This is a genomic window from Rubellimicrobium roseum, assembly GCF_006152145.1.
In the GTDB taxonomy this organism is placed as follows: domain Bacteria; phylum Pseudomonadota; class Alphaproteobacteria; order Rhodobacterales; family Rhodobacteraceae; genus Rubellimicrobium; species Rubellimicrobium roseum.
The window spans coordinates 35,373-47,775 of the sequence record NZ_VDFV01000012.1; the positions used below are offsets into that span (position 1 = coordinate 35,373).

At 70.5% G+C, this 12,403-nt stretch carries 15 protein-coding genes; 6 read left to right on the plus strand and 9 right to left on the minus strand.

Annotated elements, in window-relative coordinates; all coding sequences use genetic code 11:
• The first annotated feature begins 2 nt into the window (after positions 1-2).
• Complete coding sequence (locus FHG71_RS10660; RefSeq protein WP_139081663.1) at positions 3-689, plus strand: hypothetical protein; 687 nt, start codon at positions 3-5, stop codon at positions 687-689.
• A gap of 47 nt (positions 690-736) precedes the next feature.
• Entirely contained in the window at positions 737-1,888 is a 1,152-nt protein-coding gene (locus tag FHG71_RS10665; protein ID WP_139081664.1) for a coiled-coil domain-containing protein, read from the plus strand.
• On the opposite strand, the gene FHG71_RS10670 is transcribed toward FHG71_RS10665, so the two are convergent.
• The 3 genes from FHG71_RS10670 to FHG71_RS10680 are packed head-to-tail and all read right to left on the minus strand — an operon-like array spanning position 1,885 to position 4,296.
• Positions 1,885-2,286 carry a c-type cytochrome gene (locus tag FHG71_RS10670; protein WP_139081665.1) on the minus strand — a complete coding sequence of 134 codons (402 nt, stop codon included), beginning with the start codon at positions 2,284-2,286 and terminating at the stop codon, positions 1,885-1,887. The genes FHG71_RS10665 and FHG71_RS10670 overlap by 4 nt on opposite strands.
• A 53-nt stretch (positions 2,287-2,339) precedes the next feature.
• Positions 2,340-3,020, minus strand: a complete 681-nt coding sequence (locus tag FHG71_RS10675; RefSeq protein WP_139081666.1) for an ABC transporter ATP-binding protein — start codon at positions 3,018-3,020, stop codon at positions 2,340-2,342.
• Positions 3,013-4,296 (minus strand): lipoprotein-releasing ABC transporter permease subunit, encoded by a 1,284-nt coding sequence (locus FHG71_RS10680; RefSeq protein ID WP_139081667.1) that lies wholly within the window; start codon positions 4,294-4,296, stop codon positions 3,013-3,015. The genes FHG71_RS10675 and FHG71_RS10680 overlap by 8 nt, the downstream gene beginning before the upstream one ends.
• Before the next feature lie 160 nt (positions 4,297-4,456).
• Between FHG71_RS10680 and FHG71_RS10685 the strand changes: the two genes are divergently transcribed.
• Positions 4,457-5,098: a Rho termination factor N-terminal domain-containing protein gene (locus FHG71_RS10685; RefSeq protein WP_139081668.1), complete on the plus strand. Its 642-nt coding sequence runs from the start codon at positions 4,457-4,459 to the stop codon at positions 5,096-5,098.
• Between the two features lie 4 nt (positions 5,099-5,102).
• Here the strand turns inward: FHG71_RS10685 and FHG71_RS10690 are convergent, their stop codons facing one another.
• The 4 genes from FHG71_RS10690 to FHG71_RS10705 all read right to left on the minus strand — a co-directional run bounded on the left by FHG71_RS10690 (position 5,103) and on the right by FHG71_RS10705 (position 8,376).
• On the minus strand, positions 5,103-5,813 hold the full coding sequence (locus tag FHG71_RS10690; RefSeq protein WP_139081669.1) for a ThuA domain-containing protein: 711 nt from the start codon (positions 5,811-5,813) through the stop codon (positions 5,103-5,105).
• 75 nt (positions 5,814-5,888) lie between these two features.
• Entirely contained in the window at positions 5,889-7,229 is a 1,341-nt protein-coding gene (gene proS / locus FHG71_RS10695; RefSeq protein ID WP_139081670.1) for a proline--tRNA ligase, read from the minus strand.
• A gap of 106 nt (positions 7,230-7,335) precedes the next feature.
• Positions 7,336-7,761, minus strand: a complete 426-nt coding sequence (locus FHG71_RS10700) for a hypothetical protein (protein ID WP_139081671.1) — start codon at positions 7,759-7,761, stop codon at positions 7,336-7,338.
• A 174-nt stretch (positions 7,762-7,935) separates the two neighbouring features.
• Entirely contained in the window at positions 7,936-8,376 is a 441-nt protein-coding gene (locus FHG71_RS10705; protein ID WP_139081672.1) for a cupin domain-containing protein, read from the minus strand.
• A 96-nt stretch (positions 8,377-8,472) separates the two neighbouring features.
• Here FHG71_RS10705 and FHG71_RS10710 point away from each other — a divergent pair, with 96 nt between their 5' ends.
• Positions 8,473-9,432 (plus strand): LysR family transcriptional regulator, encoded by a 960-nt coding sequence (locus tag FHG71_RS10710; protein WP_246045417.1) that lies wholly within the window; start codon positions 8,473-8,475, stop codon positions 9,430-9,432.
• Between the two features lie 18 nt (positions 9,433-9,450).
• On the opposite strand, the gene FHG71_RS10715 is transcribed toward FHG71_RS10710, so the two are convergent.
• Together FHG71_RS10715 and FHG71_RS10720 are read right to left on the minus strand one after the other, a co-directional pair.
• Positions 9,451-9,888: a cupin domain-containing protein gene (locus FHG71_RS10715; protein WP_139081673.1), complete on the minus strand. Its 438-nt coding sequence runs from the start codon at positions 9,886-9,888 to the stop codon at positions 9,451-9,453.
• Between the two features lie 133 nt (positions 9,889-10,021).
• A complete protein-coding gene (locus FHG71_RS10720) occupies positions 10,022-10,393 on the minus strand; it encodes a cupin domain-containing protein (protein ID WP_139081674.1) in 372 nt (123 codons plus the stop codon).
• Positions 10,394-10,576: 183 nt separating this feature from the next.
• On the opposite strand from FHG71_RS10720, the gene FHG71_RS10725 reads away from it, so the two are divergent.
• Positions 10,577-11,635: an AI-2E family transporter gene (locus FHG71_RS10725; RefSeq protein ID WP_139081675.1), complete on the plus strand. Its 1,059-nt coding sequence runs from the start codon at positions 10,577-10,579 to the stop codon at positions 11,633-11,635.
• Positions 11,632-12,387, plus strand: a complete 756-nt coding sequence (locus tag FHG71_RS10730; protein WP_139081676.1) for a P-loop NTPase family protein — start codon at positions 11,632-11,634, stop codon at positions 12,385-12,387. Before FHG71_RS10725 ends, FHG71_RS10730 begins: the two co-directional genes overlap by 4 nt.
• Positions 12,388-12,403 lie beyond the last annotated feature (16 nt).

A 12,403-nucleotide genomic window follows, 5' to 3' on the forward strand; every position in this document is an offset into this window, starting at 1 on the left:
GGATGCGCCGCGCCCTCCTCGCCCTCCTGCTTCTCGCCGCCTGCGGACGGCCGCTCACGCCGGGCGAGGTGGCTTTCCTGAAGGGGCTGCACGGGCCCGCGCTGGACATGGACCGAGTGCGGCTCCATGATGGCATCCAGCTCGGCTCCCCCCGGACCGTGCCCGCGCCGCCCCGGCTCACCTGCCAGTCGAGGATCTTCCCGCCGCCGAGGGGCGAGACGATCCGGGTGCATACGGGGGCGATCTCGATCTTCGAGAACATCTACTTCCGCCGCGACCTGTATCGCGAGGACATGGTGGAGGGCTGGCCCGAGGTGCTGCCGCTCGCGGATGCGATGCTGCTCGCGCATGAGATGGTCCATGCCTGGCAGTGGCAGAACCGGCACGTCACGGGCTATCACCCGCTCAAGGCGGCGTTCGAGCACGCGCGGGAGGCGGACCCCTATCTCTTCGACCTCGACACGAGCGCGCGTTACCTCGATTACGGCTACGAGCAGCAGGGCGCGATCATGGAGGAATACGTCTGCTGCCGGACGCTTGCGCCCGAGGCCGACCGGACGGCGCGGCTCCATGCGATGCTGTCGGAGGTGTTCCCGTTGAAGCCGCTCGACGAGCCGCTGAGCGAATGGGTCGCGTTGCCCTGGGACGGGGTGGAGGTCGAAGGGATCTGCGACGGGGCGCCTTCCTGAACGGGTCGGGCGCGCCTAGATTCGGGGCGTGGATCGGGAGAGGTTCGATGCCGAAACGACTGCTGCTGGCCGCCGCGCTGGTCGCGGGCACCCCGCTGGGGGCCCAGGGGCGCGACGTGGGACCGGTCATCGCGGAGATCGAGGAGGACCTCGACGCGATCCGGGGCATCATCGCCGACATGGATGAGGCCCCCGAGAGCGCCCTGCCCTTCCGCGCGGACAAGGAGGACTTTCGGGACGACCTGAACCGGCAGCTCGACCGGGTGCTGGGGCTGGTGCTGGGCGACCTGTATCCCGAGAGCCGCGCGGCGCTGTTCGCGCTGGACGAGGAGGCCGAGGCGGTGCGGGCGCGCATCGCCGAGCTGCGGATCGAGCGCATCACGGCGCCCCGCAGCGAGGACGCGGTCGGGGTCTGGGACCGGACGCTGGGGCGGCCCGCGCCGGGCTCGATCGAGGCCATCGACGAAGAGATCGCCACGCGGGAGGCCCAACTGAAGGAGTTGGAGACGCGGCGGGTGGCGCTGCTCGACCGCTTCGCCGGGGAGCTGCGGACGGTCTACGGCGTGGAGATCACGCGGGAGGAGGCCGAGGCGGCACTGTATCAGGTGAACGGCTCGACCATCGTGGAGTCGGCGGTGGTCTTCGAGGTGATCGCCCGGATCGAGGAGCGTCTGCGCGAGATCCGGGCCGCCACGGACGAGGAAGCCGTGCTGCGGCGCTACTATGCGGTGGCGGCGGTGACGCGCCTTCTGGTGGTGCGGCTCTATGAACGGCACCTGCGGGACTACGAGGAGGAGTGGCTGCCCAAGCTCGCGGAGATCGAGGCGCGCAACGACCGGCTGATGGCCGACACGGAGGCCGCGCTTTCCACCGCCGAAGCCGGGCGGCGCGAGGCCTACCAGGGCAACCTGGAGGTGCAGCGGCAGGTGGACGAGGTGATCGATGCCTACCGTGCCATGCTGGACGGGCGCGAGGGGCTGACGCGCGACGGGCTAGAGGTCGCGCGCAAGGACGCGGACGTGGCGCTGAACACCCTGCGGACGCTGGAGGCGGCGGTGTCGCTCCAGTCGCAGATGCTGTGGTCGTCCGAGGAGTTCGAGAGCCTGATGGAGATCGCGCCGCCCGAGCTGCTGCCCTTGGGCGACGACGAGATGTTCCAGCGATTCCTCGACGTCTCGCGCGAGCTGGCGACGAGCTAGGGCGCCTGAATGCTTTCCAGGTAGTCTGCAAGGGCGAGGAGCGTGGCGGGCACCGGCGTGCCCGTACCGTCCGGGTTCTCCACGATGATGGTGTCGCCCAGGTCGGTGGCGCCGAACTCGGGCATGGCGGGGCTGAAGTGCGAGCCGCGCCGGTAGCCGTCGATGACGCTCATGACGTAGTCGCGGGGGAAGGTGCCGCCGTTGCGGGCCGCGATGGTCGTGAGGTCGGCCGGGCGGGGGTCGAGCCCCCCGGCCATCGCACCGTTCCCGGTGCCGTCCACGCCGTGGCAGGAGGCGCAGGATTCGAGGAAGGCGTTGCGGCCCGAGATGCCTTCATGCGGGTCGGCCGGCACGCAGGCCATCAGCGCGAAGGGCGCGAGGAGAAGAAGATGACGCATGGGGGGCTCCTGCTCTGTCCCGGGATGGCGCGTCTGAGTCGCCTTGGCCCCGATCATGCCGGAACCACCCGCCCCCCGTCGAGACGCAGCACGCGGTCCATGCGCGCGGCGAGCGCGAGGTTGTGCGTGGCGATGAGCGCCGAAAGGCCGGTGGAGCGGACGAGGACCATGAGCGCGTCGAAGACGAGGTCGGAGGTATCCGGATCGAGGTTGCCGGTGGGCTCGTCGGCCAGCAGCAGGCGCGGCGCGTTGGCCAGCGCCCGGCAGAAGGCCACGCGCTGCTGTTCGCCGCCCGAGAGCTGGGCGGGGCGATGCGATGCACGGGGCCGGACGCCGACGCGGTCCATGAGGTCGAGCGCGCGCGCCTCGGCGGCCTTGCGCGCGGTGCCATGGGCGAGTTGCGGGAGGACGATGTTCTCCAGCGCCGTGAACTCGGGCAGGAGGTGGTGGAATTGGTAGACGAAGCCCACGAGGTCGCGGCGGGCGAGCGTGCGCTGCCGGTCCCCGAGCCGCGTCATGTCGGTGCCGCCCAGGATCACCTGCCCCTCGTCGGCCGAGTCGAGGAGGCCCGCGATGTGCAGCAGCGTCGACTTGCCCGCGCCCGAGGGGGCGACGAGGGCCACGACCTCGCCGGGGGCGAGCGAGAGGTCCACGCCGCGCAGCACCTCGACGGCCGAGGGCTTGCCGGGGTTGTAGGTCTTTCGGATGCCCCGAAGGGCCAGGGCCTCACTCATAGCGCAGGGCCTCGACGGGGTTCATGCGGGCGGCGCGGCGGGCCGGGAAGAGCGTGACGACCCAGGAGAGGACCAGCGAAAGGGTCACCGCGGAAAGGACGTCCGCCCATTCCAGCTTCGCCGGGAGGCGGTAGATGCCCCGGATCTGCGGGTCCCAGACGCCCCCGCCCGACAGGTAGTTCACGGCGGCGAAGATGGGGTCGATCCAGATGGCGAAGGCGCAGCCGAGGAGGACGCCGAGGATCGTGCCGATGGTGCCGATGGAGGCGCCGCACAGGAAGAAGACGCGCAGGATCGCACCCTCCGTCAGGCCCATGGTGCGCAGGATGCCGATGTCGCGGCCCTTGTTCTTCACCAGCATGATGAGGCCCGAGATGATGTTCATCGACGCGATCAGCACGAGGACCGAAAGGATCACGAACATCACGTTATCCTCGACAGTGAGCGCGGACAGGAACGCGCCCGAGGAATCCTTCCAGGTCCAGGCATAGGCACGGGGACCGGCGGCCTCGAGGATGGCGGGCACCTGCGCCTCGACGGTGTCGGGGTCGGCGACCAGCACCTCGATCTCGTCGGCCACGCCCTCTCGGTTGAAGAAGGTCTGGGCGGCGGGAAGCGGCAGGTAGGCGCGGGTGCGGTCGATGTCCCAGCGCCCGGCGGTGAAGATGTAGGTCACCTCGTAGGCCGAGACGCGGGGGCTCACGCCCAGCGGCGTGCGCGCGCCGTCGGGCGAGATCAGGCGGAGGCGGTCGCCCACCGCGACCCCCAGTTCCCGTGCCAGACCCGAGCCGATGGCGATCCCTTGGGGGAAGCGGGCGAGGTCGCCGTCGAAGACCTCGGGCGCCGCGATGCGGGGGATGTCCTGAAGGTCCTCGGGCGCGATACCGAAGATCTCGACGCCCGCGTTCCGGCCCTGGAAGGTCGCCATGACCTGCCCGCGCACCAAGGGAGCCGCGCGGGTGACGCCCGGAACCTGGGCGATGCGCTGCGCCATATCGGGGGCGTCGGGGATGGTGCGCGTCTCCTGGCCCTGCGGGCCCAGCTCGGGCGTGACGTAGACGGTGACATGGGCGTTGGCGCCCAGGATCGTGTCCACGAACTCCTCGCGGAAGCCCGAGCGCACGGCGAGCGTCGCGATCAGCGCGAAAACGGCGAGCGTCACGCCGACGAGGCTGATCCAGGTCATCACGGAAACGCCGCCCTCGGCCCTCTTGGCGCGCAGGTAGCGCCAGGCGATCATCCATTCATACGGGGCGAAGGGGGTCGTGCGGGCCATGAGGGGTCCTTCCGGGTCGCGCGGACCATGGCGAGGGTGGCAGGGAAGGTCAACGCGAGGGCCGCTGACGGGGCGTCGCGTTCCGGTGACCGTCTGACCTGCGGCGCAACCGTCCTGCGGCTCGCTGCGTTCCGGTCTCGTCAGCCGGAAGGAGCGTGACATGGCGAACGCGAAGCGGACGAACCCGGACCTGTGGGAGAAGGTGAAGGCCGAGGTGACCAAGGGCGACAAGGGAGGCGACCCGGGCGAGTGGTCGGCCCGCAAGGCGCAGATGGCCGTTCAGGAGTACAAGAAGCGCGGTGGCGGCTACGACGAGACGAAGGGGCCGAAGAAGGAGGACACCTCGCTGCACCACTGGACCGAGGAGGACTGGGGCACGAAGTCGGGCGGCGAGAGCGGCGAGACGGGCGAGCGCTACCTGCCGCGCGAGGTGCGCATGCTGCTGACAGAGGACGAATACGCCCGCACGACGCGCAGGAAACGGGGAGCCAGGGAGCAGTTCGTGGACCAGCCCAAGGATGTCCGCGAGAAGGTGTCGCGCATCCGAGATGACGGGCCGACCAAGGAGATGCTGGAGGAGCGCGCGGCGGAACTGGGCATCGAGGGGCGCGGCTCCATGAGCAAGGAGGCCCTGCTCAAGTCCATTGGGGCCACGACCGACGCGAACGGCCGCGCCAAGGGCGGGGCCGGAGCGCTGGGCGCGATGACCAAGGCGGACCTCCTGGGCATGGCCAAGGAGCGCGGCCTTGAGGGGCGCTCGAGGATGTCGAAGGACGACCTCGTGCGGGCGCTGGGGGGCTGAGCCCCTACCAGTGGCTGCCGGGGCTCTGGAACTGGTCCACCCCCTGCCCCGCCGCGAGCCCCTTGCCCTGGGCCGCCCAGATCATGCCACGGCGCAGCATCTCGTAGGGGGCGCCCTCCGCGATGACGTTCGCCTTGTGCCCCAGCGCGTTGTAGTAGACGCGGCCAAGGCCCCAGTGCCGCGTCCAGGCGACGGGCATCTCCACCTCTCCGTTGGGCGAGTGGTACCAGGTGACGGTCGGGAAGCGCGTGGTGGCGAGGATCGTGTTCGCCGGGTCGACGTGCAGGTAGTATTGCTCGGTCTCGACCTCGAAATCCGGGATGTCCCGCACCAGCGCGTCCTCGGGGCGGGTGATGCGGACGGCGTAGCGCTGGCCGTCGCCGCCCGGATGCGCAACCCACTGGCCGCCGGTGATGAACTGCCAGAGCGGGTTGCCCCGGAAGGCGTCGCACATGCCGCCGTGGCAGCCGGCGATGCCGGTGCCCCGCGCCACCGCCTCGGAGACGTTCGTCGCCCGCTCGCGCGAAAGCTCGCTCATGGTCCAGACAGGGACGATGAGGTCGAGGGCGCGCAGCCCCTCGGCGTCGTCGAAGGCGTCGAGGGAGTCGGTCACGGTGACCTCCATGCCCTCGGCCTCCAGCATCCGCCGGAAGATCTCGGCCACGCGGTCGGGCTCGTGGCCGGGCCAGCCGCCCCAGGTGATGAGTGCCTTCATGTGTCGTCCTCCCTTGGCCTGGGGGACGGGACAGGATTCGGCCGGGAGGGTCAAGCCACCCCGGCCGAGCCCGGGTCAGGGATGGGCCGCGTAGATCTGCGCCACGCGGTCGATCGCGGCCTCGGGCGACATCTCCTCGGACTCGCCGGTGCGGCGCGAGGTCAGCTCCACCACGCCGTTCTTGAGCCCGCGCGGGCCCACGGTGATCCGCCACGGCAGGCCGATCAGGTCGGTGGTCGCGAACTTCTCGCCCGCCCGCGCGTCGCGGTCGTCGTAGAGCGGGTCGAGGCCGCGCGCCTGGAGCCCCTTGTAGATCGCCTCGCAGGCGGCGTCCGCCTCGCTGTCGCCCTGCTTGAGGTTGACGATGGCCGCGTGGAAGGGGGTCACGCCCTCGGGCCAGATGATGCCCTTGTCGTCGTGCGACGCCTCGATGATCGCGCCGAGGAGGCGGCTCACGCCGATCCCGTGCGAGCCCATCTCCACCGGCACCTTGCGGCCGTCGGCAGTGGTGACGGTGGCACCCATGGATTCGGAATACTTGGTGCCGAAGTAGAAGATCTGTCCGACCTCGATGCCGCGGCCGACCTTGCGATGCACCTCAAGAACGTCCTCGAACGCCTTGGGATCGTGCGTCTCGTCGGTGCGGGCGTAGAAGCTGGTGAACTTCTGGACGATGCCCGCGACCTGCTCTCGGTCGTGGTAGTCGATGTCGATGCCGCCGAGGCGCAGCGTCGTCACCGCCTCGTCGTAGAAGACCTCGGATTCGCCGGTCGAGGCGAGCACCAGAAACTCGTGCGTGTTGTCGCCGCCGATGGGGCCCGAGGCCGCGCGCATCGGGATCGCGGTCAGGCCCATCCGCTCGTAGGTGCGCAGGTAGCTGACCATGTGGCGGTTGTAGGCGTGGATCGCCGATTCCTTGTCCACGTCGAAGTTGTACCCGTCCTTCATCAGGAACTCGCGCCCTCGCATGACGCCGAAGCGGGGGCGCATCTCGTCCCGGAACTTCCACTGGATGTGGTAGAGCGTGAGCGGCAGTTCCTTGTAGCTGGTCACGTGGCTGCGGAAGATGTCGGTGATCATCTCCTCGTTCGTGGGGCCATAGAGCATCTCGCGATCCTGACGGTCGCGGATGCGCAGCATCTCCTGGCCGTAGTCGTCGTAGCGCCCCGACTCGCGCCACAGGTCCGCCGGTTGCAGCGTGGGCATCAGGAGCGGGATGTGCCCCGCCTTCTGCTGCTCCTCGTGGACGATCTGCTCGATCCGGCGCAGCACCTTGAGGCCGAGCGGGAGCCAGGAATAGATCCCCGCCGCCTGCTGCTTGATCATGCCCGCGCGCAGCATGTAGCGGTGCGACACGATCTGCGCCTCCGCCGGATTTTCCTTGAGCACGGGGAGGAAGTAGCGGGTCAGGCGCATTCGCGTGTCCTTCGCGGCGGGTTTCTTGGGCCGCGCCGTGTTAGGGCAAGGCAACGGGCCGGGCAAGCCAAGGGCTGCCCGGCCGCACTGGTCACAACCGCACTGGTTACTCCGCGGGCGTCAGGAGCGCGTCCATCCGGTTGCCGCGGGCGTCGGCCGGGGCCGCGCCGAAGCCGTGGCGGATCACCGTGAAGAGGAAGACGAGCATCGAGCCGAAGGTCAGGAATGAGCCGACGATGGCCAGCAGAGGCGCGCCGCCCGCGATGGCGATGGCGATGCCGGGCACCATGAGGGCAACGCCGGGGATGGCGAGCGCGGCGTGGACCCTGGGCAGCCAGCCGCGCGCGGCCTGGGGCGTCAGGCGGTAGTAGACCGCGAAGAGCGCCAGCGTGACCCAGCCCACGAGGTTGAGATGGGCATGGGCCCCGGACATGGCATGATCGTGGGTGGCCGACATCTGGAGGCCCCAGATCATGCCGCCCGTGACACAGAGCGCGGCGGCGAGGAAGAATACGAATGCAATGTCGCGCATGAGGCGATCCTTTCGAATGGCACGGCGTCTAAATTCATGATCGGAGCCGGATGAATGTGCCGGCTCCGTGAAATGGGATGCGAAATGCGGCCCGTTCTGAAGGAATTGATGACCAGCCCGGCGACTTGCGTCAAGCCGCCGCAGGGGGGAGGTCAGGAATACCTGACCTCCCTGTCAGAGCGGGCCGCCGGTGATGACCTGTCCGAAGCGCGCGCCCAGGGCGGCGATGGCGTCGCGGTCGCGGGGCATCTGGAGTTGCCCTGCGAGGAGGCCCTGAAAATAGCCTTCGAAGCCGCCGGGGGTGAGCACCGCGAGGATCCGCGCCGGGCCTTCGCCAAGGACGCGAAAGGCGTGCTCCACCCCTCGCGGGACGAAGACCGACTCGCCGGCACCCAGCGTGGTCAGGCCCGCGGGCGTCCAGACCTCGATGGCGCCGTCGAGCACGGCAATCACCTCGTCCTCGTTCGCGTGGGTGTGGCGGGGCGGTCCGGCCAGGGGCGGGCTGATGATCTCCACGAGTCCCAGACGGCCGCCGGTCTCCTCGGCGGTGGCGAGGATGCTTACCTGCGAGGGGCCGACCGAGCCGCGGCGCGGCCGTTCAACGATGTCCTTCATGATCTTCGCCTTTCGATGAGTTGATGAAAATCCCGGCCCTGGCCGTTGCGCCTGTCCTGCCACGAGGCGCGGGCATATGGAAAATTGATTGATGGTATGGCATCTATTCGTTCCATGAATTTCCAGTCGCTCGACCTCAATCTCCTGCGCGTGCTCGAAGCGCTGCTCGAGACGGGCTCGACCGTGCGGGCGGGCGAGCGGGTGGGCCTGTCGCAGCCCGCCGTCTCGGCGGCACTGGGGCGGCTGCGGCACGCGTTGGGGGACCCGCTCCTGGTGCGGCAGGGGCAAAGGCTGGTGCCGACCGACTACGCGCGCGGCCTTGCCGGACCGCTGCGCGAGGCGCTGGACAGGTTGCGCGCCGTGCTGGCGGGGCCCGAGGACTGGGACCCGGGGCGAGCGGAGATGACCTTTCGCATCTCGGGCAGCGAGTCGCAGGCGGACCTGCTGATGCCGCGCCTCGCGGCCGAGTTGGCCGGGGTGGCGCCCGGCATCCAGCTGCAACTGCTGGAGCTGGGGACCCCGGGGTTCCTGGACCGACTGGAGCGGGACGACGCGGACCTGGCGATCCTGCCCGAGATGGACCTGCCCCCTTGGGCCGAGGGCCGGCGCGTCTTCGTGTCCCGCCTGACGATGATCGCCCGGAGCGGGCACCCGGAGCTGGCGGGGCTCGCCGCCGGCGCGGAGGTGCCGCTCGATCTGTTCTGCGGGCTGCGGCACGTGCTGGCTTCGCCCGACGGGCGGATGCAGGGGATGGGCGACGCCGCGCTGGCCCGGCTGGGGCGCGCCCGCCATGTCGCAATGACGCTGCCCAACTTCTCGGGCGTCTGCCGGGTGGTGGAGGCGAGCGACCTCGTGGCGCTGGTGCCCGGCCACGCGGCGCGGGCGGGGATCGGGCGGGGAACGCTCCGCGCCCATGTCCCGCCGGTCGAGCTGCCGCCCGTGCCCATCGCGATGGTCTGGCATCGGCGCGACGCGGCCGCGCCCGCCCATCGCTGGATGCGGGGGCGGATCGCGGAGATCCTGGCGCTGCTGGACGAGGGCGGCCCGCCGCTCTGAGGCGGCCCGCCCGGAGCCTCAGAGCGGCGGGCCGGTGAAGCTGAGGTTATGGCGCGCGGCGCTTTCCAGGACCGGTCCCATGTCCTCGGGGATGCGGTAGGCGTTCCGCGCCATCTCGGCGAAGAAGCCCTCGAAGCCGCCGGGGGTCAGGATCACGAGGTGGCGCGACTCGGTGACCGAGCGGTAGGTGTGCTCGGTGCCGCGGGGGATGAAGGCGGCCTCGCCCGGGCCCTTGCGGAAGATCGCCCCGGCAACCCAGAACTCGACCTCGCCGGTGAGGACGACGAAGCATTCGTCCTCGGCGGCGTGGACGTGGCGCGGGGGGCCTGACAGGGCGGGCGAGGTGCTGTCGACGATGCACATCGCGCCGCTCGTCTGGGAGGTGGACAGGATCGTGCGGTAGGTCGTGCCGTTCCAGTCGAGCGAAGGGGCGGCAGGGTCGGGAAGGTCCTTCATGGTCGTCTCCAAGGGAAAGGGGGAACCCGGCGGCTTCGCGGGGCCGCGGGCAGTGGAAGGCGGGCCGGCGACGCGGGGCATCGGCCGCGCGCCAGAGTCCGGCGCAGGATGGGCTCCGGCGGATCCGGGTCCGTCAGGACTCGAGGCTGCGGCGCGTCAGGACGGCAATGTGCCGGGACTCGGTCAGGGCGCGGACCTCGTGCTCGGTGCCGCGGGGGATGAAGAGCGACTCGCCCGCCCGGCGGCGCAGGATGCGGCCGGGCAGCCGGAACTCCAGAAGGCCCGAGAGCACGATGCAGAGCTCGTCCTCCTCGGCGTGGCTGTGGGCGGGCACGAGGGTCTCGGCCGGGGTCGTGCAGTCCGTGACGCCCAGGGCGCCGGTGTCGCGGGAGGAGAGCATGGCGTGATAGGTGATCCGGGAGGGCAAGGGCCCGGCTGCGCCCATGAGGTCGCGGGCCATGGCGGCGGGAAGAACGGGGGCGAGATCGCGAAGCAAGGCGTTCATCGGAAACTCCGGAAGAGGAATGGGACCGTGAAAAAGGCTCAATGTCCGCGAGCCTAGGCCCGGGCCGGACCCCGCTCCAGTCGGGATATCCCCACCCGGCGGAGCGCCGCCCTTTGGGCCAAGCTTGCCAAGCCCGAAGGGCTCGGTCACATCTGGGCCGCACGGAAGGGGAGACGGGCCGGCATGGCGGTGACGGTCGGGCAGCAGGCGAGGATCTGGGGCGTGACCGCCCTCGTCTTCTTCCTGCTCCTGTGGTTCCTGGGGAACGTGCTCCTGCCCTTCGTCCTGGGCGCGATCCTGGCCTATCTGCTCGACCCCGTCGCCGACCGCTTGGAGCGGGCCGGGATGCCGCGCACCTGGGCGGTCGTCATCATCACCCTGTCGGCCGTGCTGGCCATGGTGCTGGCGGTGCTGCTGGTCATCCCGACGCTGGTGAACCAAGCCACCGCGCTCGTGCAGATCGCCCCCACGCTGGGCGAGCAGTTGAGCGCGAAGCTCCTCGAATGGTTCCCCGAGCTGGCCGACGAGAGCAGCGCCCTGCGCCGGCAGGTCACCGAGATCGCGCAGGGGCTCCAGGCGCGGGGCGGGCAACTTCTGAACACGCTCATCACCTCGGCGGTGGGAGTGCTGAACTGGCTGCTGCTCATCGTCGTCGTGCCCGTGGTGACCTTCTACCTGCTCCTCGACTGGGACGCGATGGTGGCCCGGATCGACGACCTCCTGCCGCGCGAGCACGCCCCCACGATCCGCGCGCTCCTGCGCGAATGCGACGAACGGCTCGCGGCCTTCATCCGCGGGCAGGGCCTCGTCTGCCTCATCCTGGGCACCTACTACGCGGTGGCGCTGGCAGCGGTGGGGCTGAGCTTCGGTCTGGTGGTGGGGGCCATCGCCGGGGTGCTGACCTTCATCCCCTACGTGGGCGCTCTGGTGGGCGGGCTCCTGGCCATCGGGCTCGCGCTTTACCAGTTCTGGGGCGAGTGGGCCTGGGTCATCGCCGTGTGGGCGATCTTCCAGTCGGGCCAGTTCGTTGAGGGCAACTTCCTGACGCCGAAGCTCGTGGGCGAGCGGGTAGGCGTGCACCCGGTGTGGCTCCTCTTCGCGCTCTCGGCCTTCGGGGCGCTCTTCGGCTTCCTGGGCGTGGTGGTGGCGGTGCCGGTGGCGGCCGTGCTGGGCGTGCTCGCGCGCTTCGCCATCACCAAGTACAAGGAAAGCCGCCTCTACCAGGGCTCTCCCTCCGCATGAACGACGAACAGCTCAGCCTCTTCGCGGGCGAGGACTGGCCCGAGAAGCCGCGCCGGACGACCCGCACCACCGCCCCCGCGATCGACGCCGAGCAGCTTCCCTTCGACTGGGACCTGCCCGTGGCGCTGGGACCCGAGGACTTCTTCGTCTCGGACTCCAACATGGACGCCCATGCGATGGTCGCAGGCGGCCTGCGCTGGCCCGAGGGCAAGCTCGCGCTCGTGGGGCCGGAAGGATCGGGCAAGACGCATCTGGTGCGCATCTGGCAGGGCCTGGCCGGGGCCGAGCGGCGCGACGCGCGCGAGCTGTCGCCCGATCTTCCCGCGCCCGGCTCGATGGTCGCCGTGGAGGATCTGGAGGCCCTGCCCCGCGAATCCGAGACGGCGCTGTTCCACCTGCACAACCACCTGCTGGCGACGGGGGGACGGCTCTTGCTGACCTCGGACCGGCCGCCCGCGCGCTGGGGGGTGCGGCTGCCGGACCTCGCCTCGCGGATGCAGGCCACGACGGTCGTGCGGCTGGAGCCCCCCGACGACATGCTGCTGGAGGCGCTGATCGCCAAGCAGTTCGCCGACCGGCAGCTTTTTCCCGCGCCGGGCGTGCTGGCCTTTGTCGCCCGCCGCATCGAGCGGTCGCACGCCGCCGCCGCCGCCGCAGTGGCCGCGCTCGACCGCGCCAGCCTGTCCGAGGGACGCCGCGTGAGCCTCGCTCTCGCCCGCCGGGTCCTCGACAGCGCCGACAGCGCGCCCTAGCCTGCCGGCGCCAGGA

What these genes read in the sequence shown, in the direction of transcription:
- FHG71_RS10705 (WP_139081672.1), bottom strand. Translation starts at nt 8,376, where the DNA reads ATGAAGGACATCGTTGAACGGCCGCGCCGCGGCTCGGTCGGCCCCTCG.
- FHG71_RS10715 (WP_139081673.1), bottom strand. Translation starts at nt 9,888, where the DNA reads ATGAAGGACCTTCCCGACCCTGCCGCCCCTTCGCTCGACTGGAACGGC.
- FHG71_RS10700 (WP_139081671.1), bottom strand. Translation starts at nt 7,761, where the DNA reads ATGCGCGACATTGCATTCGTATTCTTCCTCGCCGCCGCGCTCTGTGTC.
- FHG71_RS10710 (WP_246045417.1), top strand. Translation starts at nt 8,473, where the DNA reads ATGGCATCTATTCGTTCCATGAATTTCCAGTCGCTCGACCTCAATCTC.
- FHG71_RS10725 (WP_139081675.1), top strand. Translation starts at nt 10,577, where the DNA reads ATGGCGGTGACGGTCGGGCAGCAGGCGAGGATCTGGGGCGTGACCGCC.
- proS (WP_139081670.1), bottom strand. Translation starts at nt 7,229, where the DNA reads ATGCGCCTGACCCGCTACTTCCTCCCCGTGCTCAAGGAAAATCCGGCG.
- FHG71_RS10670 (WP_139081665.1), bottom strand. Translation starts at nt 2,286, where the DNA reads ATGCGTCATCTTCTTCTCCTCGCGCCCTTCGCGCTGATGGCCTGCGTG.
- FHG71_RS10690 (WP_139081669.1), bottom strand. Translation starts at nt 5,813, where the DNA reads ATGAAGGCACTCATCACCTGGGGCGGCTGGCCCGGCCACGAGCCCGAC.
- FHG71_RS10720 (WP_139081674.1), bottom strand. Translation starts at nt 10,393, where the DNA reads ATGAACGCCTTGCTTCGCGATCTCGCCCCCGTTCTTCCCGCCGCCATG.
- FHG71_RS10680 (WP_139081667.1), bottom strand. Translation starts at nt 4,296, where the DNA reads ATGGCCCGCACGACCCCCTTCGCCCCGTATGAATGGATGATCGCCTGG.
- FHG71_RS10665 (WP_139081664.1), top strand. Translation starts at nt 737, where the DNA reads ATGCCGAAACGACTGCTGCTGGCCGCCGCGCTGGTCGCGGGCACCCCG.
- FHG71_RS10685 (WP_139081668.1), top strand. Translation starts at nt 4,457, where the DNA reads ATGGCGAACGCGAAGCGGACGAACCCGGACCTGTGGGAGAAGGTGAAG.
- FHG71_RS10730 (WP_139081676.1), top strand. Translation starts at nt 11,632, where the DNA reads ATGAACGACGAACAGCTCAGCCTCTTCGCGGGCGAGGACTGGCCCGAG.
- FHG71_RS10660 (WP_139081663.1), top strand. Translation starts at nt 3, where the DNA reads ATGCGCCGCGCCCTCCTCGCCCTCCTGCTTCTCGCCGCCTGCGGACGG.
- FHG71_RS10675 (WP_139081666.1), bottom strand. Translation starts at nt 3,020, where the DNA reads ATGAGTGAGGCCCTGGCCCTTCGGGGCATCCGAAAGACCTACAACCCC.